This window comes from Pseudomonas sp. ML96 (genome assembly GCF_000761545.1).
Classification (GTDB): Bacteria; Pseudomonadota; Gammaproteobacteria; order Pseudomonadales; family Pseudomonadaceae; genus Aquipseudomonas.
In genome coordinates, this window is the sequence record NZ_JPMY01000014.1 from 1 (window position 1) to 25978 (window position 25978).

Here is a 25978-nt window from a genome sequence, read left to right on the forward strand (position 1 = left end):
CTTGCGGTTCTCCGGTACCAGGCTGGCGGCGACCACCGAGCCGATGCCGAAGAAGGCGCCATGGCAGAGGGCGGTGACCACACGGGCGACCATCAGCAGTTCGTAGTCGGCGGCGGTGGCGCAGAGCAGGTTGCCCAGCACGAAGATGCCCATCAGGCCGAGCAGGGCCAGCTTGCGCGGCCAGTTGGCGGTGACCAGGGCCATGAACGGCGCGCCGAGCGCGACGCCCAGAGCGTAACCGGTGACCAGCCAGCCGGCGCCGGGGATGGATACGCCGAGGTCGGTGGCGACTTCGGGCAGTAGGCCCATGATCACGAATTCCGTGGTGCCGATGGCAAACGCGGACAGCGCGAGGACGAGAAGCGGTAACGGCATCGGGCCGGCTCCTGAGTGATTCGGTTGGCTTGTCCTGCCCAGGGGCAGGTCTCTCTTAGAGTTGGTTGTCGAGGTGCTGCAGGAAGGCCTGGATGACCTCGTCGTTACGCTTGAAGAAGCTCCACTGGCCGACCTTGCGGGTGGTCACCAGACCGGCGCGCTGCAGGGTGGCCAGGTGCGCAGAGACGCTCGATTGCGACAGGCCGCAGCGCTCGAACTTGCCGGCGCACACGCCGAGCTCCAGCGGGTGGTCCTGGTCGGCGAAGTGCTTTTCCGGCTCCTTCAGCCACTGCAGGATTTCACGCCGCACGGGGTGGGCGAGGGCCTTGATGATTTCGTCGATGTCGAGTGGCGTGCTCATGCTGGTGCTGTCGCATATCGGGTTGAAGCGAACTGTATATCGGGTCTTTCCGATATTTAGATCGTTTGTACCAATACTGACTATCACGGCAGCTGATAAAACGGCGAGCAGGCCCCGGAGTAGAGGCCTCGCTCGTGGGGAAGAAGTTCAATCCGTAAGGGGTTCGAACTCGTCCTTTACGCGGATGGCGCAATCCGGGCAGGCGAAGTCCTCGGGCAGTTCCGCCCAAGGCGTTCCCGGCGCGTAGCCGTGGTGCGGCTCGCCCCGGGCTTCGTCGTAGCAGTAGCCGCATTCCGGGCAGCGATGGCGACTCATGCCGGCTGCTCGCTCAGGCCGTAGCGCTGCATCAGGCGCTCACGCTGGCCGGGCTGGAAGTTGATCCGCGCGGTATCGCCATGCACGGCGCGGATCAGCCGCGGGTTCATGGTGCGGAACCACAGCGGCGGCACGTAGGCCACCAGGTACATGCCGAAGTAGCCGCTGGGCAGACGCGGCAGGTCGGGGAAGTTGCGCAGCGACTGGTAGCGCCGCGTCGGGTGGGCATGGTGATCGGAGTGGCGTTGCAGGTGGAACAGCGCCCAGTTGGAGAACAGGTGATTGCTGTTCCACGAGTGGTGCGGCTGGCAGACCTCGTAGCGGCCGTTGTCCAGCTTGCCGCGCAGCAGGCCGTAGTGTTCCAGGTAGTTGGCCGAGGTCAGCTGGAAGGCGCCCCAGAAGGCGGTCAGCAGCAGGTACGGCAGGATCGCCAGGCCGAAGACCAGAGTCAGCCCGCCATACAGGAGCAGGCTGATCAGCGCCGGCTGCAGCACTTCGTTGTCCAGGCTCCAGACGCCCTTGCCGCAGCGGGCCAGGCGCTCCTTCTCCAGCTGCCAGGCGCGGATGAAGCCGCCGGGCATCTCGCGCAGGATGAAGCGGTAGATCGACTCGCCCATGCGCGACGAGGCTGGGTCCACTGGGGTGGCCACGTCGCGGTGATGGCCGCGGTTGTGCTCGATGTAGAAGTGCCCGTAGCAGGCCAGCGCCAGGGCCAGCTTGCCCAGCCAGCGTTCCAGCGCACTCTTCTTGTGGCCCATCTCGTGGCCGAGGTTGATGGCGAAGCCGAGACCACCGCCGGTGTTGATGATCATCGCCAGCACGCCGTACCAGGCCAGCGGCTGGGTGGCGACGAAGGTGGTGGTGGCGATGAAGGTCAGCCACAGCACCGGCACCAGCAGGTAGGTGATCCAGCGGTAGTAGGGATCGGCCTCCAGCGCCGGTACCTCAGATTCCGGTGGGTTGCTCGGGTCCTCGCCGATCAGCGCATCGAGCAGCGGCACGCCGAAGTAGAAGAACGCCGGCGACAGCCACAGCCAGGCGTCATTCGGCGATACCAGCAGGTACAGCGCGGGGCCGATCAGGCCCAGGCAGGGAACGAACAGCGACAGCAACCAGAGCGGGCGCTTGCGGTCACGGTAGGGCAGGGCGGTATGCATTTTTATTCTCTCCGCGGTTCTTCGACCTGAGCCCAGCATGCGCCGGCGTGGCAATGGGCAGAACCGTTGAGTCGGGCAGAAAATCGTCTTATGGTGACAATTCATCCTGCGCCGGACCTGCCCCATGGACCCGAGCCTCTCCCCGCTGCAGCCCTGCCTGCACCCGATCTACGCCCGCCTGATGTGCGCGGCGCTGCGCCAGCGTGGCTTCGGCGAGGCCGAGATTCTGCACGGCACCGGCCTGGACTGGACGCACCTGCACCGCGACAACCGCCCGCTCAACTTCGCCCAGGTGCAGCGCCTAATCCGCCGCGCCACCCAGCTCACCGAATGCCCCTGGCTGGGCCTGGAAGTCGGTTGTGCCACGCCGGTATCGGCCCATGGACCGGTGGGCTACGCCGCCGCCCTGTGCCCGGACCTGCGCGGTGTGCTGGCGGTGCTGGAGCGCTTCAGCGTGCTGCGCCTGTCCAGCCTGCGCCTCGGTGGGCGGGTCGAGGGCGAGCGCTACCGCATCTGCTTCGAGGAGCTGTTCGACCTGGGCGATGTGCGCGAGCACATCTTCACCAGCCTGGCCGGCGTCTGCCTGCGCCTGCTGGAGGCGGTGTGCGGCGCGCTGCCGGACGACTGCCTGGAGTTCCGCTTTCCCTTCGCCGAGCCGCCGTGGTCGGCGCGTTATCGCGAGCTGCTCGGTCCTGGCGTCGACTTTGGCGCCGAGCGTTTCAGTGTCAGTCTGCCGCTGAGCTGGCTGGACCGTCCCAGCCTGAGCGCCGATCCACAGGCCGCGCGCATCGCCCTGCGCGATTGCGAGCACCAGTTGCAGGGCGCCAGCCCCGGCGGCGACTGGACCAGCCGGGTGCAGCTGCGCCTGGTGGCGTGCGAGGGCAGCTATCCGACGCTGGAGCAACTGGCCGACGAGTTCCACCTGTCCGAGCGCACGCTGATCCGTCGCTTGCGCGACGAGGGCGTGCACTACCAGCAACTGCTCGACGAGGTGCGTCAGGAACTGGCCTGCTGGCTGCTGCAGAGCACGCCGCTGAGCGTCGAGGCGGTGGCCGAACGCCTGGGCTATCGCGATACCAGCAACTTCAGCCGCACCTTCCGCCGCTGGCTGGGCATGACGCCCAATGCCTGGCGCAAGGGGGCGGCGTGAATTACCTGGCCCACCTGCACCTGGGCGGCGACGCTCCGGACCAGCTGCTCGGCAGCCTGTACGGCGACTTCGTCAAAGGTCCGCTGGCGGGGCGCTTTCCGGCCGGTATCGAGGCGGGCATCCAGCTGCACCGGCGCATCGATGCCTTCACCGATCGTCACCCGCTGATCGAACAGGCGCGGGCGCGCTTTCCCGCTGAGCGGCGGCGTACCTCGGGGATTCTTCTCGACCTGTTCTTCGACCATTGTCTGGCGCGCGACTGGGCGCAGTTCGCCGATGAGCCGCTGGGCCAGTTCACCGAGCGGGTCTATCAAGTGCTGGCCGCGCAACCCGAGCTGCCGGAGCGCCTGGCCTTCATCGCCCCGCGCATGGCGGCGCAGGACTGGCTGGGCAGCTATACGGATTTCGCCGTGCTGGAGCAGGTGCTGCTGGGCATGAGCCGGCGCCTGTCGCGGCCGCAGATGCTGGCTGGCGCCATGGGCGAACTGGAGCGGTTGTATGAGCCGCTGAGCCGTGATTTTCGCGCGTTCTATCCGGAGCTGCAGCGCTTCGCCAATCAGGCGGCGCGCTGAGCCTGCGGTGCGTCTTCACCGAACAATGCCACCTGCACTGCCCGCTGCGCCTGACGCGCCAGAGCGTTGCGCTCCTGGCCGACGCTGGCTATGGGCGCGAGCAGCTGAATCTGCACCTTGCCACGCTCTGCGCCGAACAGGCGCAGCAGGTGCGAGGGTAGGTCGTCGTCACCGATAAAGGGCGCGATGGGATCGATCATCCCGTCGCGCAGGTAGCGGATCGCCACCGGCTGCAGCGGTACTCCGGCCTCGATGGCGCCGGTCAGCAGGCGGCCGTGGAAGGTGCGAACCTGCTGGCCGTCGGTGGTGGTGCCTTCGGGGAAGATCAGCAGCTGGCGCTCGGATTCAAGGTGACGATGAATCTGCCGTGCCAGCAGCGCGCTGTCGCCCGAGCCGCGGCGGATGAACAGGGTGCCGGCCTTGTGCGCCAGCCAGCCGGCCAGCGGCCAGGTGCGCACCTCGGCCTTGGACAGGAAGGAGATCGGCAACAGCTGGCCGAGCAGCGGGATATCGGTCCACGACACATGGTTGCCGACCCACAGATGCGTGCCCTGCGGCAGCTCGCCCTGCACTTCGACCTCGAAGGGCAGGGCGCGGCTCAGGCGGCGCAGGTACCAGGCGGTGAGGCGTTGGCGCAGGCCCATCAGATCGCTGCGGCGCAGGCGCTCGACGCTGGCGACGAAACCGGCCAGGAGCATGCCCAGCAGCAGTACTGCCGCCAGCCGGGCCAGGCGCAGCCACAGGCGCGCATGCTTCATACGGCGGCCTTGAAGTGGCGTGCGTAGCGCGGGCACAGCTCGTCGCGCTTGAGTAGGATGAACACGTCGGCGACCTGGAAATCCGGGTCCCAGCAGGGCTCGCCGCACACTTTCGCACCGAGGCGCATATAGGCCTTGAGCAGCGGCGGCATCTCGGCGATGACGTTGCCCGGCACGTCCAGCTGCGGCAGCGGGGTCTTGGGCTCGGCGCGCAGGTGTTCGGTGCACAGGTAGCGTTCACGCAGGCGCTGCATGATCGCCTGGGCCTGCACGCCGCCGTCCTGCATGGGGATGCTGGCGCAGCCCATCAGGTAGCGGTAGCCGCCCTCGTTGAGTACCTCGGCCAGCTCGCTCCACAGCACCGCGATGGTGCCGCCGTTGCGGTAGGCCGGCGCCACGCAGGTGCGGCCGATTTCCAGTACCGGGCCTTCGAGGTGGGCCAGGCCGTGCAGGCTGAACTCCTCCTCGCTGTAGAAGCGGCCGAGGCGGCTGGCGCTGTGGTGGTCGAGCAGGCGGGTGGTGGCGACCAGCTCGCCACTGTTGAGGTCGCGCACGCCGATATGGCTGCAGTGCGGGTCGAAGTCGTCCATGTCCAGGCCCAGTTCGGCGCCCTTGAGCTTGGCATCGAATTCGCTACTGAATACGGCGTAGCGCAGGGCCTGTGCCTCGCGCAGCGCATCCGGGCCGATCAGGCGTTCGGCGCGCAGGCGGCGTTCGGCAGTGCGGGCGATCTGGGTCATCGAGTGGCCTCCGTGAGCCGGCCTGTTGCGGCCGGTCGATGTTGTTGGGCAAGCTCAGGCTAGGAACACCCGGTGTCACCTCCATGAATCTTTGGTGATGCTTGCGTGACAGACGACGAGGACTTTTGTGATGCCCTGGCAATCCCTGCTGGAAACCCGTGACCGCCTGCCGGCGAGCAACCTGGAGGACTGGTACGCCGCACTGCTGGAGCGTGTCGGCGACGACGGCCCCTTCGCCCTGGCGGTGCTCGGCGGGCGCCTGGCCGCCACCCCCGGCCTGGCCTTCTTCGCCGGTTACCAGGGCGCCCTGCGTGCGCTGTGGCCAGCGGCGCCGCGCAGCCCCGGCGCGCTGTGCGTGACCGAGAACAGGAGCACGCGCCCGGCCGACATGCAGACGCGCATGAGCGGCCTGCACCTGAGTGGGCGTAAGGACTTTGTCACCGCCGCCGAGGCCGCCGACTGGCTGCTGGTGGCCGCGCGGGTGGAGGAGCAGGACGCGCCGCGCCTGGCCGTCGGCGTGGTGCGCAGTGGCGCACCGGGGGCGCGCTGCGAAGCGCTGCCGAGCCTGCCGTTGATGCCGGACATCAGCCACGCTCGTCTGCACCTGGACAACGCCCTGTGCGAGCTGCTGCCGGGCGATGGCTGGGACAGCTACGTGAAACCCTTCCGCAGCCTCGAGGACCTGCACGTGCTGGGCGCCGTGCTCGGCTGGCTGCATGGCGTCGGCCAGGACGGTGCCTGGCCGCAGGAGCTGCGTCTGCGTCTGCTCGGCCTGCTGGCCGGCTGCGCCGAAGTCACCCGCCACTGTGCCAACGAGCCGTCCACCCACCTGCTGCTGGCCGGTCTGTTCGCCCAGTTCAAGGCCCTGCGCCCGGAACTGGACGCCGCCATCGCCGCCGGACCGCAGCAGTGGGCGACGCTGTGGGCTCGCGACTGCAACCTGCTGGAAGTGGCGCGCACGGCGCGTGAGAAGCGTCTGGAGAAGGCCCTGGCAGCGCTGGCTTGACCTGGATCAGTACCGCCAGAAGGCCCGTCGGCTAAGGTCGCCTCGCTTTTTTCCTGCGAGGTTTTCATGCGCCGCGAGCCTATCGTGCTGTTCGATAACGGCACCCACCAATGCCTGATGTTCGATGACCTGGTCAGCGGCGAGGGTGTGCAATCCAACCAGTTCCTCATCACCGACAACGAGCAGTACCTGCTGCTCGATCCGGGTGGCGACCTGACCTACACCCCGCTGTCGCTGGAGCTGTCCAAGCACATCCCGCTGCAGGCGCTGACCTATATCTTCGCCTCGCACCAGGACCCGGACATCATCGCCTCCCTGGACAAGTGGCTGCTGCACACCCGCGCGCGGGTGATCTGCTCCAAGCTGTGGGCGCGCTTCCTGCCGCACCTCACCGCCAACTACCTGGCCCTGAGCCACGGCATCTGCACCTACGACCGCATCATCGCGCTGCCGGATCGCGGCCAGGCGATTCCGCTGGGCAACTGCAACCTCAAGGCGGTGCCGGCGCACTTCCTTCATTCGGTGGGCAACTTCCAGCTGTACGATCCGGTGAGCAAGATCCTCTTCTCCGGCGACATGGGCGCCTCCATGGTCGACGACGCCAGCCCGGTACAGGACTTTGCCGCCCACGTGCCACACATGGCCGGCTTCCATCGCCGCTACATGGCCAGCAACAAGGCCTGCCGCTTCTGGGCGCAGATGGTGCGCGAGATGGACGTGGCGATGATCGTGCCGCAACACGGCCGACCCTTCGTCGGCCCCGCGATGATCACTGCCTTCCTCGACTGGATCGAACAGCTGGAGTGCGGCCTCGACCTGATGACCCAGCAGGACTATCGCCTGCCGGACTGATTCGTCTCCCGCTTCGGCGTGATCGGCACTGTCTTCCGTCATATCGTGCGTGCTAGCGTCGGCTCCTCCAAAATCTGCGAGCGAGCCCGATGCCCCTTGCCCTGTTGCGTCGCACCGTCCTCGCCGGCTGCCTGTTGGCTGCCGGCCCTCTGGCCGCGGAGAGCTGGCCGATTCCCGAGTGGAACAGCCAGCCGGCCGCTGCCACCCCCGCCATCCAGGCCCTCGATACCTACGCCTTCCCGGTGCGCGACGATGCCACCCGCAAGGGCGTGCGCAGCGATGCGCTGCTGGTGATCAAGGACGGCGTGATCGTCTATGAACACTACGCCGCACCGACCAGCGAGCAGACTCCACACCTGACCTGGTCGATCAGCAAGAGTCTGTTCGCCAGCGTGCTCGGCGTGGCCTATGGCGAGGGCCGCTTCAAGCTGGACGATGCGGTGGCCAAGCACTATCCGCCGTTCGCCGCACACCCCGACGTCAAGCTCGGTCACCTGCTCAACTGGGCCTCGGGCCTGGCCTGGCAGGAGGACTACGAATACGCGCCACTGAAGTCCTCGGTGGTGGCGATGCTCTATACCCGCGGCCGTACCGACATGGCTGCGTTCGCTGCCGAGCACGCGCTGGACGCTATTCCTGGCACACGCTTCCGCTACTCCAGCGGCGACAGCAACGTGCTGGGCGCCAGCCTGAAGTCGATGGTCGGCGAGCCGGCCTACGCCAACTATCCCTGGACCGCGCTGTTCGAGCCGCTGGGTATCGAGTCGGCGGTGTGGGAGCGTGATGCCAGCGGTACCTTTGTCGCCTCTTCCTATGCCTACATGAGCGCCCGTGATCTCGGCCGTGTCGGCCTGCTGATGCAGCGCGACGGGCGCTGGGGCGAACGCCAACTGCTGCCGCAGAGCTGGGTGGCGTTCAACCGCACGCCTTTCGCCAACTACCAGCCCAACCCGCAGAAGCCGGGCGACGCCGTGCCCGGCGGGCAGTGGTGGCTCAACGCAGCGCTGGAGGGTGCGAGCAAGCCCTGGCCGGATGTGCCGGACTCGGCCTTCGCTGCCCTCGGCCACTGGGGCCAGGCGCTCTACGTGCTGCCAGCACAGAAGCTGGTGGTGGTGCGTTACGCCGATGATCGCGATGGCAGCTACAGCCACAACGAATTGCTCAAGCGGGTGCTCGCCGCCTTCGGAGAACAGCCATGATCCGGCGCCGTCCTTTCCTGTCCATGTTCCTTCTGCTGCTGGTCGGCCTGGCGCTGCTGGCGTGGAGCAACCGCGTCCACCTGGCCGCCTTCCCCGGCATCATCGGCGCCTATTCGGCCAAGGAGTACTGCTCCTGCCGCTATGTCAGCGGCAACCCGGCCGAATACTGCGAGGGCTACGTCAAACAGTACGTGCCGGTCAGCGCCTTCCACGACGATGCCGAGCGCAAGCGTGTGACCGCGCGTGGCCTGGGCAGCACGCAGACCGCCGCCTGGCTGGATCAGCGCCAGGGCTGCCAGCTGCAGGAGCAGGCCGACGCGCTGTAAGCCGCGCGGGCGGTTGCAGCCACAGCTTGCAACCGTCCGCCGTTTGGCAAGGCCGCCGCGGGCCGCTATCGTTGCGCTCAAACCGCAATGCAAGTGAGCCCATGGCCAACCAGCCCCGTTCCCTGTTCATCGGCGCCTTGCTCGCCGCCAGCCTGAGCCTGCCGGCGCAGGCCGATTGGTACCTGGACAACGAGTCCTCGCGCCTGTCCTTCATCTCCACCAAGGCGGGCAACTTCTCCGAAGTGCACCGCTTCCTCACCCTGCACGGCAAGATCGACGACAAGGGCGCCGCGCGCCTGCGCATCGAGATGGACTCGGTGAGCACCGGCATCCCGGTACGTGACGAGCGCCTGCGCAGCCTGCTGTTCGGCACCGACAAGTTCCCCGATGCACGGATCATGGCCCAGCTCAACCTGGAGCCGATCACCAACCTGGCCCCCGGCGCCCAGCTGGAGATCGGCCTGCCGATCCAGGTGGAGATCCGTGGCCGCAAGCACGGCTACATGGCCGAGCTGCTGGCCACGCGCCTGGATGATCGGCGCTTCCAGGTGGTGACCCTGGCGCCGCTGGTGCTGCACGCCGAGCAGTTCGGCCTGGAGGAGGGCGTCGAGGCCCTGCGCAAGGTGGCGCGGCTGGACAGCATCAGCCTGTCGGTGCCGGTCGGCGCGGTGATGATCTTCACCTCGCGATGAAGAATGGCGCGATCTTTCCCTGGAAGTCCGGCAATCGCTTCGAGTTGCTGATCGACGGCCCAGCCTTCATGCCGGCCATGCTCGCCGACATCGCCGCGGCCGAGCGCCTGGTGCTGCTCGAACTCTATCTGGTGGAAGACGGCCATTGCAGCGCCGCGCTGGTCGAGGCTCTGTGCATCGCCGCCGCGCGCGGTGTGCAGGTGCGCTGCCTGTTCGATGGGTTTGGCGGTCTGCGTTTCAGCCAGGCCTCACGAGAGCGGCTGACCAGCGCCGGGGTGCAGCTGCGCGAGTACAACCCGCTGCGCTGGCGCCGGGGTGTGCGTAACTTCTATCGCGACCACCGCAAGCTGCTGGTGGTGGACGAGCGCTGCGCCTATGTCGGCGGCACCGGCGCCACCGACCAGTTCTGGACGCCGCAGGCCCAGGACGAGCACTGGCACGAGGTGATGGTGCGCATCGAGGGCGCGCTGGTGGCGCACTGGCAACTGTTGTTCGATCACCAGTGGCTGGCCTGCGAGGGACGCAGCCCGTGGAAACCCGGCCAGGCGCCGGGGCTCGCCCATCTGCCGCCGTGCCCGTCGGCAGGGCGCGGCATGGGGCGGGTGGCCTATGCCGACTCCAGCCAGCATCTGGATATCGTGCAGTCGCTGCTGCGCAGCGTCGGCCATGCCAAGCGTCGGGTGTGGCTGGCCACGCCGTACTTCCTGCCCAGCCGCAAGGTGCGCCGCTTCCTGATGCGTGCTGCTGCCCGTGGCGTGGAGGTGCGTCTGCTGCTGACCAGCCGCAACACCGATCATCCGCCGGTGCGTTTCGCCGGCCAGCGCTACTACCCGCGCCTGCTCAAGGCCGGCATCCGCATCTTCGAATACCAGCCACGCTTCCTGCATCTGAAGATGGTGCTGGTCGACGACTGGGTCAGCATCGGCTCCTGCAACTTCGATCACTGGAATCTGCGCTTCAACCTCGAAGCCAACCTCGAGGCCCTCGACCCACAGCTGACCGCTGCGGCGGCTGACAGCTTCCTCGCCGATTTCGCCGCGAGTCGCGAGATCACCCTGGAGGACTGGCATCGCCGGCCGCTGCTCAAGCGCCTGCAGCAACGCCTGTGGGGCTGGCTGGATCGGCTGGCGGTGAACCTGCTCGACCGTCGCCGCTAAGCGGCATATTTGTGACGGCAGCAGCCGTCCGTCTCCCTGGCATGGCCAGAAAGCAGGTTGGGCAACGATTCCGTTCGTCCAGAAAGCCGCTCAGCGGCAGATGACTACCATGCTGCGGCTGGAGAAACCGGCCGGGTTGAGACCGAAGACGAAGTCCGCCGGATCGTCTTCGCCGCCCTGATCGGCACCGGCCTTGGCCACGACCTTATAGCCGTTGGTACCACAGGCGCGAGTGGCCTTCTGTTCGCACTGCTCCCAGCTGGAGGTGAGTCCAGAGCAGTTGATGTTGAGACCCTTGCGGCCCTTCTTCTCGTATGTCTTGGCAGTCGCCGAGCAGCCGGCGACCAGCGCCAGCGTGACCAGCAGCAGTACAAGCCTTTTCATCTCTTTCCCCACGGGCTTGTCTGTACATCGGCGGCAACGCCGCCACCCCTAGCAATGGCTTCGGCGGTGGCGCAGCTCTTTGTGACGAGTCGCTGCTTGCACCCTGCCAGGCAGTAAACCGAAGCGAATGAGAAATATCACAAAGCGCGGGACGGGAGCGAGACAAAAAAATTGCAATTTACTTGCAGGTTTTGCCGTGCTCATTCGTCTTAATAGATTAGGAACTGTTCGCTTCGACAGCTTTCTACCAGACTAACAAGACGTGGGTTGCACACGCACAAGGAGAGTGACATGACCATCGATGAACGCCAGCAACTGAAGAACATGCTGCAAGGCGCCGGGCTCAAGGTCAGCCTGGTCAGGATGAAGATCCTCGAAGTACTGCAGCGCAGCGAGCAGGGCCTGCGCTCGCGCGATCTGCATGGCTATCTGCTGCTCGCTGACGAGCAGATTTCCGTACTCAGCGTGCGCCAGGTGCTCAGCCGCCTGGTTTCCTGTGGCCTGGTGGTGCGCAATGACGATGGGCTGTATCGTCTGAGCCAGCCCCATGCGCAGACCGTGCCGGTGGCGCTGGCCGGGTGATTTGACGACTTTTGACAGCGCTTGATGCGAGCCCCGGTTAGGCTGCATGGGTGGAGTTGCGCCTGGCCGGCGCGCTCCGCTGTCAGTGCCCGGCGTGCCGGGCTGTAGTCGAACCAAGCCGGCGCCCGCCGGCCAGCAGCGAACGATAAGAGTCCATGCGTCAGCACAGCCGAGTCATCTTCCGCGCCGCCAACCGCCTGCGCGCCATCGACAATCAGAGTGGAGAATTGCTGGGAATGGTCGCCGACCTTTCCCGCGGCGGCCTGCGCCTGCTCACCGAGCAGGCACTGGAAGCGGGCAAGGTCTACGCGGTCGATCTGGAAGTGCCGATCAGCAGCGGGCGCTTCCGCCTGCTGGAACTGCAGATGATCTGCCAGTGGAGCAAGCGCAACGGCCGCCTGGGTCGTTTCGAGCAGGGCCTGGCTCTGGCCGAGCCGGCTCCGGAGTTCGCCGCCACGGTGGACGCGCTCAAGCTGGTCGAGGAGCGCTCGCGCAGCCTACGCGCTTGAGCGAAGCGGCAGCCTCAGCCGAGGCTGCCGAGGATGTTCACCGCCACCCGCTCGGGAATCTCGTTCTGCGACAGCACGTGCAGCCCCGGGCTGAACACCCGCGCATAGCGCGCCAGTAGCGGGCGCAGCTGCGGCATCACGGTGAGGATCGGCGGGTGGCCTTCCTTGCGCAGCTTCTCCTTCACCACCGGCATGGTGTTCTGCAGCTGATTGAGCAGGCTTGGCTCCACCGGGATGTTGTCCAGGCTCACCGGGCCGGCCTGCTGGGCGATCGACAGGGCGCCGAGCAGGGTGTTCTCCAGCGCGTTGTCGAGGATGAACACCGACAGCTCGCGGCGATCGCCGGCGATGCTCGAGACGATGCTGCGTCGCAGCGCGTAGCGCACGTCCGAGGTCAGCAGCACCGGGTCCTTGGTGGTCTCGCTGCCTTCCAGCAGGGTGGTGGCGATGGTGACGATGTCCTTCAGCGGCACTTCCTCCTGCAGCAACTGACGGAACACCCGGTGCTGCTGGGTATGGCTCAGTGCGTTCTTTAGGTGTTCGGCCAGCTTGGGCGCCTGCAGGGCGAGGCGCTGCAGCAGGTGCTCGACGTCGTCGTGCTTGAAGATCTCCGGCAGGTGCTCGCGGATCACCTTGTTCAGGTGGGTGGCGATCACGCTGGCGCAGTCGATCACCTGATAACCGAGGTTGAGCGCGCGCGGTTTGTCGTTCGGCAGAATCCACACCACCTGCATGCGGTAGGCCGGGTCGACGCCGAGGATGCCATCGATCTCGCCGTACAGCTCGGGGGAGGGGATGGCCATCAGGCGGTCGGCGTGCAGCTCGGCGCCGTCGATCTTCTCGCCGTTGATGTGAATGCTGTACTGCGAGGCCTTGTGCCGCAGGCTGTCGCGGATCTGCACCTCGGGCAGGAGGAAGCCGAGGCTCTCCGAGAGAGTCTGGCGCACCCCGCGCACGCGTTGCGGCAGCGGCGAGCCGGAGGCCTCGTTGACCAGGCCGACCAGCTTGTAGCCGAGCGAGATGGAGATGCGCTCGACCAGTGGGATGTCTTCCCAGGCCAGGTTCTGCGCGCGCTCCTGGTCCATCGCCTTGCTCAGCGCCTCGACCTGCTCCAGTGCGGCCTCGGCCGGTGGCTCGGCCTTGGATACCTTCCAGGCGATGAAGGCGATCAGCCCGGCGAAGCCGATGAAGGCCAGGTGCGGCATGCCCGGGATCAGGCCGAGGATCAGTACGATGCCGGCCACGGTGTAGAGCAGCGATGGCGAGGCCAGCATCTGCATCTGCACCAGGCTGGTGATCTCCGCCGACTCGTTGACCCGGGTGACGATGATGGCCGCCGCGGTGGACAGCAGCAGCGCCGGAATCTGCGCCACCAGGCCGTCGCCGATGGTCAGCAGGGCGTACAGGCGGAAGGCTTCGCCACCTGGCAGGTCGTACATCAGCATGCCGATGGCGACGCCGCCGAACAGGCTGATGATGAGGATCAGGATGCCGGCGATGGCGTCGCCGCGGACAAACTTGCTGGCGCCGTCCATCGCCCCGTAGAAGTCGGCCTCCTTGGCCACCTCGGCGCGGCGCTGCTTGGCCTCGGCCTGGTCGATCAGGCCGGCGTTGAGGTCGGCGTCGATGGCCATCTGCTTGCCGGGCAGGGCGTCCAGGGTAAAGCGTGCGGTCACCTCGGAGATGCGCTCGCCACCCTTGGTGATGACCATGAAGTTGATGATCATCAGGATCACAAAGACGATCATGCCGACGATGAAGTTGCCGCCGATCACCACGTGGCCGAAGGCCTCGATCACCTTGCCCGCGGCGCCGGTGCCGGTGTGGCCGTCGAGCAGCACGATCCGCGTGGAGGCCACGTTCAGGCACAGGCGCATCAGCGTGGTGACCAGGATCACCGTGGGCAGCAGGGTGAAGTCCAGCGGCCGCCGCGACGACACGCTGACCAGCAGCACCAGGATGGCCAGGCCGATGTTGAAGGTGAACAGCATGTCCAGCAGCAGCGGTGGCAGCGGCAGGATGATCATCGCCAGGACGCACAGGATCATCAGCGGGATGCCGATCCGGCCGCTGCGCAGGGTGCTGGTCAGGTGCTGCATGGGGCTCATGGTCGTGCTCTTTCGCTCAGTTCAGCGGGAATGTGGATGTCCTTGGTCAGCTCCGGCTTGCGCCGGCGGCGGCCCTGGCGGAACGCCTTGAGCTGCAGGACATAGGTGAGTACGTGGGCCACCGCGGTGTAGAGCGGGGCGGGAATCTGCTGGTTGACCTGGGTGGTGAAGTAGATCGCGCGCGCCAGCGGCGGCAGCTCGACCACGTCCAGCTCATGGGCCTGGGCCTGCTGGCGGATGTGCAGCGCGGTCTCGTCCAGGCCCTTGGCCAGCACATAGGGCGCGCCGGCCTTCTTCAGGTCGTACTTGAGCGCCACCGCGAAGTGCTGCGGGTTGGTGATGACCACGTCGGCGTTCTTGATCACCTTGTTGATCTGCCGGTGCAGCATCTGCCGCTGCAGCTGCTTGATGCGCGCCTTGACCTCCGGGCGGCCCTCCTGGTTCTTGTGCTCTTCCTTGCGCTCCTGCTTGGTCATGCGCAGCTTCTTGAGGAAGAAGAAGCGCTGCAGCGGGATGTCGATGAGGGCGAACAGGATGAACACCGCCAGCAGCGTCATCAGCATGTCGAAGGTCATGTCGAAGGCGCCGCCGATGGCGCTGCTCACATCGCTGCGCTGCAGCGCCAGCAGGCGTGGCAGGGCGTGGCAGATCTGCAGCCAGGCGACGGCGAGCAACACGGAAATCTTCAGCAGCGACTTGGCCAGCTCGGTCCAGTTCTGCGCCGAGAAGATGCGTCCCAGGCCGGTGATCGGGTTGAGCTTGGACAGCTTGGGCGAGAAGTTCTCGCTGGCGAACACCCAGCCACCCGGCACCAGGCCGAACAGCACCACCAGCAGCGAGGTGGTCAGCAGCGGCAGGAGGATCTGCACGAATACCAGCAGGTTGTGGCCGAGGATGATCACCAAGTCGTCGCGGGTCAGCTCGCTGTTGCCGAAGTCCAGGTAGGCCAGGCGGAAGCTCTGCTGCAGGCCCTCGAAGAAGTACAGCACGCTGAACTTGAGCACCAGCAGGGTGACCAGCAGCGACACGCTGGTGGCCAGGTCCTTGGAGCGCGCCACCTGGCCCTGTTCGCGGCTCTTCTTCAGCTTGTGCTGGGAGGCCTCTTCCGTCTTGTCCTGGGAGCTGCTGTTCTGCTCAGACACGGCTATCCCTCAGCAGGCGGCCGATGTTGTCGAGCAGCTCGCGGGTCAGGTGCAGGTAACTTTCCGGCAGGTACGGCAGGGTCATGTAAACGCACAGCAGGCCGGCCAGGATGGCCATGGGAAAGCCCAGGGAGAACAGGTTCATGGCCGGCGAGATGCGGTTGAGCAGGCCGAAGCAGAACTGCACCAGGGTCATGCAGAAGGCCACCGGCAGGGCGATCAGCACGGCCGCGGCGAGTACCCAGGCCAGCGCGTGGATCACCGTCTCGAAGCCCAGGTAGTGCAGGCCGCTGCCCACCGGCCAGTAGACGAAGCTCTGGTAGAGGACGCTCACCGTCAGCAGGTGGCCGTCGATGGCGAAGAACAGGAACACCAGCAGGATGAAGTACAGCTGGAACAGGATGGACGAGGACGACACGCCATTGATGGGGTCGTTGAACGTCGCCATGGACAGGCCGAGCTGCGCCGAGACCACTTCGCCGACCAGGGTGAAGATGGTGAACACCAGCTGCAGCGACAGTCCCAGCAGCAGGCCGAAGGCCAGCTGCTCCAGGGCGGTGAGCAGGCCGCGCAGCGACAGCGGGTCGATCTGCGGCATGTCCGGCAGGGCGGCGGCCAGCGCCACCGTCACCGCCAGGGCGAGCAGCACGCGCACGCGCTTGGCCACCGCCTTGTGGCTGAACAGCGGGGCGAAGCTGAACAGCGCGAGGATGCGGCAGAACGGCCACCAGTAGGCCTGCAGCTGCTGCAGCCACTGGCCGGACTGGAAAATGCTCGCGCTCTCGTACATGACGTCAGCCGACCAGGTGGCCGGCCTGCTTGAAGCTTTCGATGAACAGATCGCTGAGCGTGCGCAGGATCCAGTGCCCGGCGAAGATCAGCATGCCGAGGGTAATCAGCAGGCGCGGCAGGAAGCTGAGCATCTGTTCGTTGATCTGCGTGGCGGCCTGGAAAATGCTGATCAGCAGGCCGCCGATCAGGCTCGGCACGATCAGCACGCAGACGATCAGCACGGTGATGTGTACGGCGTTGGAGACGATGTCGACGGCGGTATCCGGAGTGAGCATGGTCGCGCCTCGCTAGAAGGGTTGCACGCTGGTGGTCAGCGTGCCGACCAGCAGCGTCCAGCCGTCGACCAGCACGAACACCATCAGCTTGAACGGCAGCGAGATCATCATCGGCGACAGCATCATCATGCCCATCGCCATCAGCACGCTGGCCACCACCAGGTCGATCACCAGGAAGGGGATGAAGATCATGAAGCCGAGCTGGAAGGCGGTCTTCAGCTCGCTGAGCACGAAGGCCGGCAGCAGCAGGGAGAAGTCCAGGTCCTCGGCCTTGTCCGGCATCTGTTCGCCGGCCAGCGCCACCATGGCCTCCAGCGAGGTCTTGCTGGTCTGCGCCAGCATGAAGCGCGACAGGCTGCCCTTGGCCCGGTCCAGGCCTTCCTGCAGGGTGATCTGGTCGGCCTCGAAGGGCACGTAGGCTTGCTGGTACATCTCCTGCCAGACCGGGCGCATCACCAGCATGGTCAGGCACAGGGCGATGCCGATCAGGATGTTGTTCGGCGGGCTCTGCTGCAGGCCGATGGCCTGGCGCAGGATGGCCAGCACGATGATGAAGCGGGTGAAGCAGGTCATCATCATGAGCATCGCCGGCAGGAAGCCGAGCAGGGTCATGACGATGAGGATCTGCAGCTTGACGCTGAGCTCCTGGCCGCCCTCGGTATCGTTCAGGCTGAGCAGCGGAATCTCACCGCCGGCGGCCTGCGCCAGCAGCGGGCTGCCCAGGCCGAGCAGGAGCAGGCCGAGGCCGGCCAGGGAGCGCGCGCGGATCATGCGCCCAGGCCACCCAGGCCGTTGCCGGAGAGCTCGACGATGCGCAGGCCGTAGTTGCCGTTCATCACCACCACCTCGGCCTTGGCGAACAGCGCGCCGTTGACCTTCACGTCGAGCGGCTCGCCGGCCAGCTTGTCGAGCACGATCACGCTGCTGGCATCGACCTCCATCAGCTCCTTGAGGGAGATTTCGGTGGAGGCGACCTCCAGGGTCACGTTGACCGGGATCTTGCCGAAGAAGCTCAGATCCTGCTGGGGCAGGGCGGAGGTCTCGGTGGCGCTGCTGTCATCGGCGGCCGGGCTCAGGGCCAGATCGCCATCGTTGATCAGGGACTCGAAGTCGTTGTCGGAAAGTTGGCCGTTCATGGGGTCTTCACGCTCTCGAGAGAGGTCAGGAAAAGGGCGCCGTCTTCTTCGAAAACGGTGCCGCGAAAGAGCTTCTGCTGGTTGATGCGCACGTCGCTGCGCTCCTGCAGGCGGATCGGCAGGATGTCGTCCGGGCGCAAGGCGAGCACCTGCGACAAAGGCATTTGCAGGGCTGCCACCACGCATTGCAGGCGCACCGGCAGATGCAGAATGTGCTGGTTCGGATCGACAGCCTGCAGCGGGCCGGTCGGGTTGGACAGGCGCGCGGTCAGCTCGTCGACCAGCGCGGTATCCAGATAAAGGAAGATCGCCGAACGGCTGCCACTGATATGGCTGGTGTACTGGAACTCGGCGACGTATTCCCACACCGCCTGATCGAAGTCGTTCTCGTGCTTCTCCAGCTTGCCGATGCTGGCGCCGCCGAGCAGGGCGCGGGAGAAGATCTGCGAGATGTCCTGGCCCAGGCGCAGACGCATGCGCTGCTCCGAGGTGCTGATCGGGGTGTCCTGGCTGGGCAGGCCGGTGCCGCCGTAGTAGCACTCCAGGGCCTCGGTCAGCAGCGGTCGTTCGATGGCGAAACCGAGCTTGCCGAAGGCCGACTTATAGACGCACTCGGCCGCTTCGCTGCGCACTTCGTGAACCTCGACAGTATGCAGTTCGAGGTTGATCCGATAATTGCGCAGAAAATAATCGCTAATGATCCGTGGGTACTTCGAGGAGACTTCCTTGATGTACTGCGGAATCTTGTGATAGTGCCGGCCCAACTTCTGTGGCTTTAGCCGAGTCAGACTTTCTACGGGCACACGGTGATGGACTTTCGAATTACCAGCCATGTCGGGGGCAAACTTCCTGATGCGTGCCGCGATACTGGCCAGTGCTTGTGGCAGGCAGTTGCGGAAAACCTCGGAGATTGTCGGGCAGGGCGACCGTGAATGGTCGCTGATGCGCCGTGTAGCCCTCGCTGGCCCTTGCGGGGCGCGGCTACTGGCATGGCGATACTCTAGGCGTGGGGAGGCCTTGAGGTTAAATCAATAGATATCAAATGCTGTTTTTGAGCACAGCTGGCGGGCTTTGATGGAAATTAACCGCAAGTAATTTGGTCGGCCGATGGCGTTTTGCTAGGTTGCCCTGCGTGTGAGTGGGTCGGCCTTTGAAAGTTCCCCGGAAGTTTCTCGTCTCACTCTCCCAAGGCGACCCGTGTTGCACTTTTATTAAATGCCGCGACGAAAAAATCTGCGTGGCAGCAGTTCACATAAAGCAACTTCGGATTCTTCCTCTAGCGCGTTCGGGTGATAAGCGTTGAAGCCTCTTAGTCAAGCCGTGGATTATTCCCGGCACGTGCGTTATGCCGACGATGAAGTGCTGCTGGTCGGCCATTGCCCCGACGGCGGCCATGCCCTGCTGCAGGACAGCCTGCAGCGGCTCGGCCGTTCGGTGCGCAGCTGCGCCAGCTTCCTCGAGCTGGACGCCGTGCGCCTGGCCGACGCCGGCCTGGTGTTCGTCTTCGCCAGTGGCCTGGCCCCGGCCGAGCTGTATGCCCAGGTCGGCTCCGTGGTGCGCCAGGCCGGGCAGATCAGCCTGGTGCCGATCGTCGAATACGCCGACCAGGAGAAGGCCGCCGCGCTGCTCGAGCTCGGTTGCGTCGACTATCTATTGTCGCCCTTCAGCGAGAGCCAGCTGGCCGCGCTGCTGCACCGCCACGAGCAGGCTGCCGCGGCGCAGGAAGGCTTCGTCTCCTGCTCGCGCGCCGGCCGCCGCCTGCTGGCCATGGCCCAGCGCGTGGCGATGACCCGTGCGCCGATCCTGATCACCGGCGAGACCGGTACCGGCAAGGAGATGATGGCGCGCTACATCCACCGCTTCTCCGCCGATGCCGCGGCGCCCTTCGTCGCAGTCAACTGCGCGGCGATTCCCGAACAGATGCTCGAGTCGATCCTCTTCGGCCACGAGAAAGGCGCCTTCACCGGCGCGGTCAGCGCCCAGCCGGGCAAGTTCGAGCTGGCCAACGGCGGCACCCTGCTGCTCGACGAGATCGGCGAGCTACCGCTGGGCCTGCAGGCCAAGCTGCTGCGCGTGCTACAGGAGCAGCGCGTGGAGCGCCTCGGCGGGCGCAAGGAGATCGCCCTCGACGTGCGCATCATCGCCGCCACCAACCGCGACCTGCAGCAGGAAGTGGCCGCCGGGCGCTTCCGCTCCGACCTGATGTTCCGCCTCGACGTGCTGCCGCTGCACATCAGCCCGCTGCGCGAGCGCCGCGAAGATGTACTGCCGCTGGCGCGCCGTTTCATCCGCCAGTACGCGCCGCACGAACAGCGCCACGACCTGCTCACCGCCGAGGCCTGCCAGGCGCTGCTCGGTCACGACTGGCCGGGCAACGTACGTGAGCTTGAGAACACCCTGCAGCGCGCCCTGGTACTGCGCAACGGCCTGTTCATCCAGCCGAGCGACCTGGGTCTGGTCTGCGAGCCGCAACCGCTGGCCAGCCTGCCGCTGCAGACGCTGCCAGTGGTTCTCGCCGGGATTGGCGCTGCCGGCGAGGGCAAGGCGGCACTGCGCGCCTCCGGCAAGTGGGCCGAGTACCAGCATGTGATCGACACCATCCGCCGTTGTGGCGGCCACAAGACCCGCGCCGCGGAGAGCCTGGGCATGACCCCGCGCGCGCTGCGCTATCGCCTCAATGCCATGCGCGAGCAGGGCATTCAGTTGCCCATCTAAGGAGAGCAGAGGATGAGTTCCATCACGCAGGTGCAGCAGGACATGCTGGACCGGATGAGTCAGATCAAGAGCCTGTCCGAGGGCGGCGCGATTCGCCCGGCGCAGGGCAGCGAAGACGGCGTGCGCGAGGCCTTCGCCGAAGCGCTGCGCGGCGTGGATGCCGAGCAGCACGCCTCCAGCGCGGCGATGGCCGCGGTGGACAGCGGGCAGAGCGAAGACCTGGTCGGCGCCATGCTGCAGAGCCAGAAGGCGAGCATCTCCTTCTCCGCGCTGGTGCAGGTGCGCAACAAGCTGGCCACGGCCTTCGACGACATCATGAGGATGCCCCTGTAACGGGGCGGGTGAGCAATCGTGCTGGAACTGATCAAGAGCAAGCTGCCGGCTGGCGGCTTCAAACCCGATCCGCGCCTGGTGCTGGCCGGCATGGCGCTGGTCGCCGCGTTGCTGGCCGCCGGGGTGGTCTACTACCTGTGGAGCGACAACCGCGCCTACCAGCCGCTGCATGGCGCCGGTGAGGCCTTCCCGGCCGCCGAGGTGATGCAGGTGCTGGACGCCGAGGGCGTGGCCTACCGCCTGCACCCGCAGAGCGGCCAGGTGCTGGTGCGCGAGGACCAGCTGGCGCGGGCACGCATGCTGCTGGCGGCCAAGGGCGTGAAGGTGGCGGTGCCGCCGGGCTACGAGCTGTTCGACAAGGACGAGCCGCTGGGCACCAGCCAGTTCGTCCAGGATGTGCGCCTCAAGCGCAGCCTGGAAGGCGAGCTGGCGCGGACCATCATGGCGCTCAAGGGTGTCGACCAGGCGCGCGTGCACCTGGCCATCGACGAGAACAGCTCGTTCGCCATCAGCAAGCGCAACCCGGCCAAGGCCTCGGTGATGCTACAACTGGATGCCGGCTACAAGCTGGACCCGGAGCAGGTCGGTGCGGTGGTCAACCTGGTCGCTGGCAGCGTACCGGGCCTGGAGGCCAAGGACGTGCGCGTGGTCGACCAGCACGGCACCCTGCTGTCGCGCGGGCTGGATGCCTGGGGCGGGCCGGTGCAGAACTGGCAGGTGGTCGACGACTACCAGCAGAAGGCGGTGGCCAATATCGAACAGGTGCTGGCGCCGATCCTCGGCAACGGCAACTACCGCATCAGCGTGGCCGCCGACATCGACTTCAGCCAGAAGGAAGAAACCTTCCAGGCCTACGGCGAGACGCCGCGCCTGCGCAGCGAGACCCTGCGCGACGAGCGCACCCTGGACCAGCTGGCCCTCGGCGTGCCCGGCTCGCTGAGCAATCGCCCACCGGCCAGCGCGCCGACGACTGACCCGCAGGCCACCCCGGCCAATGGCCAGGCGCCGAATGCCGAGCAGCTGAGCAAGCAGAACCAGGCTGCCACCTCGACTCGCAGCGAGACCACGCGCAACAACGACTTCGACCAGAGCGTCACCCACATCAAGTACCCGGCCTTCAGCCTGCGCCAGCAGAGCGTGGCGGTGGTGCTGAACTCGGCCAGTGCGCCGCAGGGTGGCTGGGACGCCAAGGCCATCGGCGAGCTAGAGGCGATGATCAAGAGCGCCGCCGGCTTCAACGACAAGCGCGGCGACAGCGTCACCCTCAGCGTCTTCCCCTTCACCGCCGGAGACATGCTGCCGGGCGAGGAAGCCGCCTGGTGGGAGAAGGACTCGCTGCTGGACCTGATCAAGCTCGCTGTCGGCGGCCTGCTGGCGGCGCTCCTGCTGCTGCTCGTGGTACGCCCGGCAGTGCGCAACCTGACCCAGCGCACTCCGCCGCAACCCGAGATCGAGGCCGAGCGCGAGTTCGCCCTGCCGGAAGCGGCCGAGCGCCGCCTGGCCTTCGCCACCCCGGAGCTGGGTGGCCCCAACGTGTTCGGCGAGTTGAATCCGCTGTCGGAAATTCGCCTGCCGGCGCCGGGCTCCGGCCTAGAACTGCAGATCGAGCATCTGCAGATGCTGGCCAAGAACGACCCCGAGCGGGTCTCCGAAGTGATCAAGCACTGGATAGGGCGCAATGAAAGAGACCTCAACCCAGCCTAACGGCGAGCTGAAGCCGCGCGTCCCCGTACGCTCGATGAGTTCCATGGAGCAGGCGGCGATCCTCATGCTGAGCATGGGCGACGACATTTCCGCCGGCGTGCTCAAGCACTTCTCCCGCGAGGAAATCATCGGCATCAGCCAGGCCATGGCGCGCCTGTCCAACGTCAAGCAGCCGATGGTCTCCGACGTGATCGGCCGCTTCTTCGACGACTACAAGGAGCAGAGCAGCATCAAGGGCGCCTCGCGCGGTTACCTCTCCGGCATGCTCGGCAAGGCGCTCGGTGGCGAAATCACCCGCAACCTGCTGGACAGCATCTACGGCGAGGAAATCCGCGCCAAGATGGCCAAGCTGGAGTGGATTGACCCGCGCCAGTTCGCCGCGCTGATCGCCAAGGAACACGCGCAGATGCAGGCGGTGTTCCTCGCCTTCCTGCCGCCGGGCATGGCCACCGAGGTGCTCGAGTGCATGCCGCCGGAGCGCCAGGACGAATTGCTATACCGCATCGCCAACCTCAGCGAGGTCAACAGCGACGTGATCGGCGAGCTGGAGCAACTGATCGACCGCAGCCTCAGCGTGCTCTCCACCCAGGGCTCGCAGGTGCGCGGGGTCAAGCAGGCGGCGGATATCATGAACCGCTTCAAGGGCGACCGTAACCAGATGTTCGAGCTGCTGCGCGCGCACAACGAGGAGCTGGTGACACGCATCGAGGACGAGATGTACGACTTCTTCATCCTCTCGCGGCAGACCCCGGACGTGCTGCAGACCCTGCTCGAAGCCATTCCCCTGGAGGAGTGGGTGGTCGCCCTCAAGGGCGCCGAGCCGGCGCTGGTCAAGGCGATTGCCGGTGCGCTGCCCAAGCGCCAGGCGCAGCAGATGGAATCCATCAGCCGGCGCCAGGGCCCGGTGCCGCTGAGCCGCGTCGAACAGGTACGCAAGGACATCATGGGGGTGGTGCGCGACATGGCCGCCGAGGGTGATCTGCAGATCCAGCTGTTCCGCGAACAGACGGTGGAATGACGATGACGGTCAAGGTGATCAAGGGCGGCAGCCGTCAGTGGCGGCCCTATCGTTTCCCGCCGCGCGCCAGTGGCCTGCCGCAGGGGCAGTGGGACGGCGACCCGGCGCAGCTGCAGCGCGCGCTCAGCGACGGCTTCCAGCAGGGCCTCGACAAGGGCTACCAGGAAGGCCTGGAGCAGGGCCGCGAGGCCGGCCGCCAGGATGGTTTCGAGCACGGCCGCCAGGACGGTTTGCGCCAGGGCCGCGAGGAAGGCCGTAGCGAGGGGCGCCAGGCTTTCGACGCCGCCGCGCGGCCGCTGGACCGCCTGAGTGCCGAGTTCCGCCAGTTCGCCCAGGCCTTCGAGCTGGGCCGCCAGGAGCAGTTGCTGGAGCTGGTGAAGAAGGTCGCCAAGCAGGTCATCCGCTGCGAGCTGACCCTGCACCCGACCCAGTTGCTGTCGCTGGCCGAGGAGGCCCTGGCGGCCATGCCCGGCGAGCAGGGCGAGGTGCAGATCCTGCTCAACCCGGAGGAGTGCGCGCGCATCCGCGAACTGGCGCCGGAACGCGCCGCCAGCTGGAAGCTGGTGCCGGACGAGCGCCTGGCGCTGGGCGAGTGCCGCGTGGTGACCGCCCAGGCCGAGGCCGACATCGGTTGCCAGCAGCGCCTGGACGGTTGCATGGAGGCGCTCGGCGAGCACCTCAAGGCGGACGACTGAGATGGCCCTGGGCGAAGCCTTCCGCCTCGACGAGGCGCTGCGCACCCTCGACGCGGTGCCGCTGGCCAAGGTCAGCGGGCGTCTGGTGCGGGTCTCCGGCATGCTGCTGGAGAGCCTCGGCTGCCGACGCATGACCGGCCAGCGCTGCCTGGTCGAGCAGGCCGACGGCAGCCTGCTGGAGGCCCAGGTGGTCGGCTTCAACCGCGACATCACCTACCTAATGCCCTTCAAGAAACCGATGGGCCTCACCGCCGGCTCGCGGGTGTTCCCGGCCGAGGAGGAGAGCGCCCTGCATATCGACGAGAGCTGGCTGGGCCGGGTGGTCAATGGCCTTGGCGAGCCGCTCGATGAACTGGGCAAACTCGGTGGGCGCGATCCGCTGCCGGCCGAGCTGCCACGGGTCAACCCGCTCAAGCGACGCCCGGTGAGCCAGGCGCTGGACGTTGGCGTACGCGCCATCAACGCCCTGCTGACCATCGGCAAGGGCCAGCGCGTGGGTCTGTTCGCCGGCAGCGGGGTGGGCAAGAGCGTGCTGCTAGGCATGATCACCCGGCAGACCAAGGCCGATGTGGTGGTGGTCGGGCTGATCGGCGAGCGTGGCCGCGAGGTGCAGGAATTCATCCTCCACTCGCTCGGTCCCGAGGGCCTGCGCAAGGCCGTGGTGGTGGTGGCGCCGGCCAACGAGTCACCGCTGATGCGCATGCGTGCCACCGAGCTGTGCCACAGCATCGCCGCCTATTTCCGCGACCAGGGCCAGGACGTGCTGCTACTGGTCGACTCGCTGACCCGCTACGCCATGGCTCAGCGCGAGATCGCCCTGGCCCTGGGCGAGCCGCCGGCGACCAAGGGCTACCCGCCGTCGGTGTTCGGCATGCTCCCCGAGCTGGTGGAGAGCGCCGGCAACGGCGAGAGCGAACGCGGCAGCTTGAGCGCGCTGTACACCGTGCTGGCCGAGGGCGACGACCACCAGGACCCGATCGTCGACTGCGCGCGGGCGATTCTCGACGGGCACATCGTGCTCTCGCGGCGCCTGGCCGATGTCGGCCACTACCCGGCCATCGACATCTCCGCCTCGGTCAGCCGTTGCATGAGCCAGGTCAGCGAGCCGGCCCAGCAGGGCGCCGCGCGCCAGTTCAAGGAGCTGTACAGCACCTTCGAGAAGATCAAGGAGCTGATCCCGCTCGGTGGCTACACCCCGGGCATGGACAGCAAGACCGACCGCGCCGTGCAGCTGGCCCCCGCCCTGGAGCGCTTCCTGCGCCAGGAGACGGGCGAGGGCAGCGAGATGGCGGCGAGCCTGACCACCCTGCAGGGCCTGCTGAGGTAGATGCCGTGAAAGAACAGATCGAAGTGCTCTCGCGCCTGGCCGGCCTGCGCGGTACCCGCGTGCGCGAGGTGATGGGGCGGGTCAACTATCAGCGCAACCTGTGCCAGCGCTACCGCAACAACATCACCGGCCTGACTCGCCTGTGCGGTTTCGTGGTGCCGGTGAGCACGCCGCTGCAGCGCAGCAATCAGCAGCAGTACAAGGCCACCCTGTTCAAGATGCTCGAACTGCAGCGCCGCGAGCTGGAAGTCGCCGAGCAGTCGCTCAAGCGCATCCAGGACGAACTGCTGCAGGCCATGCGTAACGAGAAGGTCATCGTCCAGCTGATCGACAGCAAACTGGGCCAGTGGCAGGAGCAGTTGTCGCGCCAGGAGCAGAAGATTCAGGACGGGCTCGCGGCCCAGGCCTGGTGGCGCGCCCAGGTTTCTTGAAAAACTACATTTAAGTTTCTGCGCGGACCGGTCGCCTGTCTGTCGTAACCACCTTCGTTGGACGTAATCATGGAAATCACCCGGCAATTCAAGCCCGTTCTCGCCAGCCAGACCGAGGCCCCGCTGCAGGCCCGCGCCGCCGCGGCCGAGAGCAAGCGCCCGGCCGG

Annotated in this window: 31 protein-coding genes; 17 read left to right on the forward strand and 14 right to left on the reverse strand. The window is 66.6% G+C overall.

Annotated features, from left to right (window positions below):
- The 4 genes from IP89_RS11395 to IP89_RS11405 all read right to left on the reverse strand — a co-directional run.
- The coding region (locus IP89_RS11395; protein ID WP_043309636.1) for an MFS transporter at positions 1–375 on the reverse strand (375 nt) is incomplete at its 3' end.
- Between the two features lie 55 nt (positions 376–430).
- Positions 431–736, reverse strand: a complete 306-nt coding sequence (locus IP89_RS11400; RefSeq protein WP_043309637.1) for a helix-turn-helix transcriptional regulator — start codon at positions 734–736, stop codon at positions 431–433.
- Positions 737–883: 147 nt separating this feature from the next.
- Entirely contained in the window at positions 884–1051 is a 168-nt protein-coding gene (locus IP89_RS23010; protein WP_081963227.1) for a rubredoxin, read from the reverse strand.
- Positions 1048–2208, reverse strand: a complete 1161-nt coding sequence (locus IP89_RS11405; protein ID WP_043309638.1) for an alkane 1-monooxygenase — start codon at positions 2206–2208, stop codon at positions 1048–1050. The genes IP89_RS23010 and IP89_RS11405 overlap by 4 nt, the downstream gene beginning before the upstream one ends.
- A 124-nt stretch (positions 2209–2332) precedes the next feature.
- On the opposite strand from IP89_RS11405, the gene IP89_RS11410 reads away from it, so the two are divergent.
- Both IP89_RS11410 and IP89_RS11415 read left to right on the forward strand, forming a co-directional pair.
- Positions 2333–3358: an AraC family transcriptional regulator gene (locus tag IP89_RS11410; protein ID WP_043309639.1), complete on the forward strand. Its 1026-nt coding sequence runs from the start codon at positions 2333–2335 to the stop codon at positions 3356–3358.
- On the forward strand, positions 3355–3930 hold the full coding sequence (locus IP89_RS11415; RefSeq protein WP_043309640.1) for an ACP phosphodiesterase: 576 nt from the start codon (positions 3355–3357) through the stop codon (positions 3928–3930). Before IP89_RS11410 ends, IP89_RS11415 begins: the two co-directional genes overlap by 4 nt.
- Here IP89_RS11415 and IP89_RS11420 read toward each other — a convergent pair.
- On the reverse strand, positions 3915–4688 hold the full coding sequence (locus tag IP89_RS11420; RefSeq protein WP_043309641.1) for a lysophospholipid acyltransferase family protein: 774 nt from the start codon (positions 4686–4688) through the stop codon (positions 3915–3917). The two genes, IP89_RS11415 and IP89_RS11420, sit on opposite strands and share 16 nt — an antisense overlap.
- A complete protein-coding gene (gene olsB / locus IP89_RS11425; RefSeq protein WP_043309642.1) occupies positions 4685–5428 on the reverse strand; it encodes an L-ornithine N(alpha)-acyltransferase in 744 nt (247 codons plus the stop codon). Before olsB ends, IP89_RS11420 begins: the two co-directional genes overlap by 4 nt.
- Before the next feature lie 130 nt (positions 5429–5558).
- On the opposite strand from olsB, the gene IP89_RS11430 reads away from it, so the two are divergent.
- From IP89_RS11430 to IP89_RS11455, 6 genes are all read left to right on the forward strand, one after another.
- Positions 5559–6434 (forward strand): acyl-CoA dehydrogenase, encoded by an 876-nt coding sequence (locus IP89_RS11430; protein WP_043309643.1) that lies wholly within the window; start codon positions 5559–5561, stop codon positions 6432–6434.
- 66 nt (positions 6435–6500) lie between these two features.
- Entirely contained in the window at positions 6501–7286 is a 786-nt protein-coding gene (locus tag IP89_RS11435) for an MBL fold metallo-hydrolase (RefSeq protein ID WP_043309644.1), read from the forward strand.
- 89 nt (positions 7287–7375) lie between these two features.
- Positions 7376–8485 carry a serine hydrolase gene (locus IP89_RS11440; RefSeq protein ID WP_043309645.1) on the forward strand — a complete coding sequence of 370 codons (1110 nt, stop codon included), beginning with the start codon at positions 7376–7378 and terminating at the stop codon, positions 8483–8485.
- Entirely contained in the window at positions 8482–8811 is a 330-nt protein-coding gene (locus IP89_RS11445) for a hypothetical protein (protein ID WP_043309646.1), read from the forward strand. The genes IP89_RS11440 and IP89_RS11445 overlap by 4 nt, the downstream gene beginning before the upstream one ends.
- Positions 8812–8912: 101 nt before the next feature.
- Positions 8913–9503 carry a YceI family protein gene (locus IP89_RS11450; RefSeq protein WP_043309647.1) on the forward strand — a complete coding sequence of 197 codons (591 nt, stop codon included), beginning with the start codon at positions 8913–8915 and terminating at the stop codon, positions 9501–9503.
- The gene (locus IP89_RS11455) at positions 9500–10660 is read left to right on the forward strand and encodes a phosphatidylserine/phosphatidylglycerophosphate/cardiolipin synthase family protein (RefSeq protein WP_043309648.1); all 1161 of its coding nucleotides are present in this window, start codon (positions 9500–9502) and stop codon (positions 10658–10660) included. Before IP89_RS11450 ends, IP89_RS11455 begins: the two co-directional genes overlap by 4 nt.
- Before the next feature lie 90 nt (positions 10661–10750).
- Here IP89_RS11455 and IP89_RS11460 read toward each other — a convergent pair whose 3' ends face one another.
- Positions 10751–11044 carry a lipoprotein gene (locus IP89_RS11460; RefSeq protein WP_043309649.1) on the reverse strand — a complete coding sequence of 98 codons (294 nt, stop codon included), beginning with the start codon at positions 11042–11044 and terminating at the stop codon, positions 10751–10753.
- Positions 11045–11335: 291 nt separating this feature from the next.
- On the opposite strand from IP89_RS11460, the gene IP89_RS11465 reads away from it, so the two are divergent.
- Together IP89_RS11465 and IP89_RS11470 are read left to right on the forward strand one after the other, a co-directional pair.
- Positions 11336–11626, forward strand: coding sequence for a transcriptional repressor (locus tag IP89_RS11465; protein ID WP_052081048.1), 291 nt, complete (start codon positions 11336–11338; stop codon positions 11624–11626).
- A 155-nt stretch (positions 11627–11781) separates the two neighbouring features.
- Positions 11782–12135 (forward strand): PilZ domain-containing protein, encoded by a 354-nt coding sequence (locus IP89_RS11470; RefSeq protein WP_043309650.1) that lies wholly within the window; start codon positions 11782–11784, stop codon positions 12133–12135.
- A gap of 14 nt (positions 12136–12149) precedes the next feature.
- Here IP89_RS11470 and IP89_RS11475 read toward each other — a convergent pair whose 3' ends face one another.
- From IP89_RS11475 to IP89_RS11505, 7 genes are read right to left on the reverse strand one after another with little or no spacing between them, the layout of a single operon-like run.
- Positions 12150–14243, reverse strand: coding sequence for a flagellar biosynthesis protein FlhA (locus tag IP89_RS11475; RefSeq protein WP_043309651.1), 2094 nt, complete (start codon positions 14241–14243; stop codon positions 12150–12152).
- Positions 14240–15385, reverse strand: coding sequence for a flagellar biosynthesis protein FlhB (gene flhB / locus IP89_RS11480; RefSeq protein ID WP_043309652.1), 1146 nt, complete (start codon positions 15383–15385; stop codon positions 14240–14242). The genes IP89_RS11475 and flhB overlap by 4 nt, the downstream gene beginning before the upstream one ends.
- Positions 15378–16175 (reverse strand): flagellar biosynthetic protein FliR, encoded by a 798-nt coding sequence (gene fliR, locus IP89_RS11485; protein WP_043309653.1) that lies wholly within the window; start codon positions 16173–16175, stop codon positions 15378–15380. The genes flhB and fliR overlap by 8 nt, the downstream gene beginning before the upstream one ends.
- Before the next feature lie 4 nt (positions 16176–16179).
- Entirely contained in the window at positions 16180–16452 is a 273-nt protein-coding gene (locus tag IP89_RS11490) for a flagellar biosynthetic protein FliQ (RefSeq protein WP_043309654.1), read from the reverse strand.
- Positions 16453–16464: 12 nt separating this feature from the next.
- Positions 16465–17223, reverse strand: coding sequence for a flagellar type III secretion system pore protein FliP (fliP, locus tag IP89_RS11495; protein WP_043309655.1), 759 nt, complete (start codon positions 17221–17223; stop codon positions 16465–16467).
- Positions 17220–17588: a flagellar motor switch protein FliN gene (fliN, locus tag IP89_RS11500; RefSeq protein WP_043309656.1), complete on the reverse strand. Its 369-nt coding sequence runs from the start codon at positions 17586–17588 to the stop codon at positions 17220–17222. Before fliN ends, fliP begins: the two co-directional genes overlap by 4 nt.
- Complete coding sequence (locus tag IP89_RS11505) at positions 17585–18421, reverse strand: FliM/FliN family flagellar motor C-terminal domain-containing protein (RefSeq protein ID WP_043309657.1); 837 nt, start codon at positions 18419–18421, stop codon at positions 17585–17587. Before IP89_RS11505 ends, fliN begins: the two co-directional genes overlap by 4 nt.
- 505 nt (positions 18422–18926) lie before the next feature.
- Here IP89_RS11505 and IP89_RS11510 point away from each other — a divergent pair.
- The 7 genes from IP89_RS11510 to IP89_RS11540 are packed head-to-tail and all read left to right on the forward strand — an operon-like array spanning position 18927 to position 25811.
- Entirely contained in the window at positions 18927–20303 is a 1377-nt protein-coding gene (locus IP89_RS11510) for a sigma-54 dependent transcriptional regulator (protein WP_052081049.1), read from the forward strand.
- 12 nt (positions 20304–20315) lie between these two features.
- Positions 20316–20636, forward strand: coding sequence for a flagellar hook-basal body complex protein FliE (locus IP89_RS11515; RefSeq protein WP_043309659.1), 321 nt, complete (start codon positions 20316–20318; stop codon positions 20634–20636).
- A gap of 18 nt (positions 20637–20654) precedes the next feature.
- Positions 20655–22340 (forward strand): flagellar basal-body MS-ring/collar protein FliF, encoded by a 1686-nt coding sequence (gene fliF / locus IP89_RS11520; RefSeq protein ID WP_043309660.1) that lies wholly within the window; start codon positions 20655–20657, stop codon positions 22338–22340.
- Positions 22315–23358, forward strand: coding sequence for a FliG C-terminal domain-containing protein (locus IP89_RS11525; RefSeq protein ID WP_043309661.1), 1044 nt, complete (start codon positions 22315–22317; stop codon positions 23356–23358). The genes fliF and IP89_RS11525 overlap by 26 nt, the downstream gene beginning before the upstream one ends.
- Positions 23359–23360: 2 nt before the next feature.
- Complete coding sequence (gene fliH / locus IP89_RS11530) at positions 23361–24053, forward strand: flagellar assembly protein FliH (protein ID WP_043309662.1); 693 nt, start codon at positions 23361–23363, stop codon at positions 24051–24053.
- A 1-nt stretch (position 24054) separates the two neighbouring features.
- Positions 24055–25380 carry a flagellar protein export ATPase FliI gene (fliI, locus tag IP89_RS11535; RefSeq protein ID WP_043309663.1) on the forward strand — a complete coding sequence of 442 codons (1326 nt, stop codon included), beginning with the start codon at positions 24055–24057 and terminating at the stop codon, positions 25378–25380.
- A 5-nt stretch (positions 25381–25385) separates the two neighbouring features.
- Entirely contained in the window at positions 25386–25811 is a 426-nt protein-coding gene (locus IP89_RS11540; RefSeq protein WP_043309664.1) for a flagellar FliJ family protein, read from the forward strand.
- The last annotated feature ends 167 nt before the right edge of the window (positions 25812–25978 follow it).

What these genes read in the sequence shown, in the direction of transcription:
- IP89_RS11400 (WP_043309637.1), bottom strand. Translation starts at nt 736, where the DNA reads ATGAGCACGCCACTCGACATCGACGAAATCATCAAGGCCCTCGCCCAC.
- IP89_RS23010 (WP_081963227.1), bottom strand. Translation starts at nt 1,051, where the DNA reads ATGAGTCGCCATCGCTGCCCGGAATGCGGCTACTGCTACGACGAAGCC.
- IP89_RS11405 (WP_043309638.1), bottom strand. Translation starts at nt 2,208, where the DNA reads ATGCATACCGCCCTGCCCTACCGTGACCGCAAGCGCCCGCTCTGGTTG.
- IP89_RS11410 (WP_043309639.1), top strand. Translation starts at nt 2,333, where the DNA reads ATGGACCCGAGCCTCTCCCCGCTGCAGCCCTGCCTGCACCCGATCTAC.
- IP89_RS11420 (WP_043309641.1), bottom strand. Translation starts at nt 4,688, where the DNA reads ATGAAGCATGCGCGCCTGTGGCTGCGCCTGGCCCGGCTGGCGGCAGTA.
- olsB (WP_043309642.1), bottom strand. Translation starts at nt 5,428, where the DNA reads ATGACCCAGATCGCCCGCACTGCCGAACGCCGCCTGCGCGCCGAACGC.
- IP89_RS11430 (WP_043309643.1), top strand. Translation starts at nt 5,559, where the DNA reads ATGCCCTGGCAATCCCTGCTGGAAACCCGTGACCGCCTGCCGGCGAGC.
- IP89_RS11435 (WP_043309644.1), top strand. Translation starts at nt 6,501, where the DNA reads ATGCGCCGCGAGCCTATCGTGCTGTTCGATAACGGCACCCACCAATGC.
- IP89_RS11440 (WP_043309645.1), top strand. Translation starts at nt 7,376, where the DNA reads ATGCCCCTTGCCCTGTTGCGTCGCACCGTCCTCGCCGGCTGCCTGTTG.
- IP89_RS11445 (WP_043309646.1), top strand. Translation starts at nt 8,482, where the DNA reads ATGATCCGGCGCCGTCCTTTCCTGTCCATGTTCCTTCTGCTGCTGGTC.
- IP89_RS11450 (WP_043309647.1), top strand. Translation starts at nt 8,913, where the DNA reads ATGGCCAACCAGCCCCGTTCCCTGTTCATCGGCGCCTTGCTCGCCGCC.
- IP89_RS11455 (WP_043309648.1), top strand. Translation starts at nt 9,500, where the DNA reads ATGAAGAATGGCGCGATCTTTCCCTGGAAGTCCGGCAATCGCTTCGAG.
- IP89_RS11460 (WP_043309649.1), bottom strand. Translation starts at nt 11,044, where the DNA reads ATGAAAAGGCTTGTACTGCTGCTGGTCACGCTGGCGCTGGTCGCCGGC.
- IP89_RS11465 (WP_052081048.1), top strand. Translation starts at nt 11,336, where the DNA reads ATGACCATCGATGAACGCCAGCAACTGAAGAACATGCTGCAAGGCGCC.
- IP89_RS11470 (WP_043309650.1), top strand. Translation starts at nt 11,782, where the DNA reads ATGCGTCAGCACAGCCGAGTCATCTTCCGCGCCGCCAACCGCCTGCGC.
- IP89_RS11475 (WP_043309651.1), bottom strand. Translation starts at nt 14,243, where the DNA reads ATGAGCCCCATGCAGCACCTGACCAGCACCCTGCGCAGCGGCCGGATC.
- fliR (WP_043309653.1), bottom strand. Translation starts at nt 16,175, where the DNA reads ATGTACGAGAGCGCGAGCATTTTCCAGTCCGGCCAGTGGCTGCAGCAG.
- IP89_RS11490 (WP_043309654.1), bottom strand. Translation starts at nt 16,452, where the DNA reads ATGCTCACTCCGGATACCGCCGTCGACATCGTCTCCAACGCCGTACAC.
- fliP (WP_043309655.1), bottom strand. Translation starts at nt 17,223, where the DNA reads ATGATCCGCGCGCGCTCCCTGGCCGGCCTCGGCCTGCTCCTGCTCGGC.
- fliN (WP_043309656.1), bottom strand. Translation starts at nt 17,588, where the DNA reads ATGAACGGCCAACTTTCCGACAACGACTTCGAGTCCCTGATCAACGAT.
- IP89_RS11505 (WP_043309657.1), bottom strand. Translation starts at nt 18,421, where the DNA reads ATGGCTGGTAATTCGAAAGTCCATCACCGTGTGCCCGTAGAAAGTCTG.
- IP89_RS11515 (WP_043309659.1), top strand. Translation starts at nt 20,316, where the DNA reads ATGAGTTCCATCACGCAGGTGCAGCAGGACATGCTGGACCGGATGAGT.
- IP89_RS11525 (WP_043309661.1), top strand. Translation starts at nt 22,315, where the DNA reads ATGAAAGAGACCTCAACCCAGCCTAACGGCGAGCTGAAGCCGCGCGTC.
- fliH (WP_043309662.1), top strand. Translation starts at nt 23,361, where the DNA reads ATGACGGTCAAGGTGATCAAGGGCGGCAGCCGTCAGTGGCGGCCCTAT.
- fliI (WP_043309663.1), top strand. Translation starts at nt 24,055, where the DNA reads ATGGCCCTGGGCGAAGCCTTCCGCCTCGACGAGGCGCTGCGCACCCTC.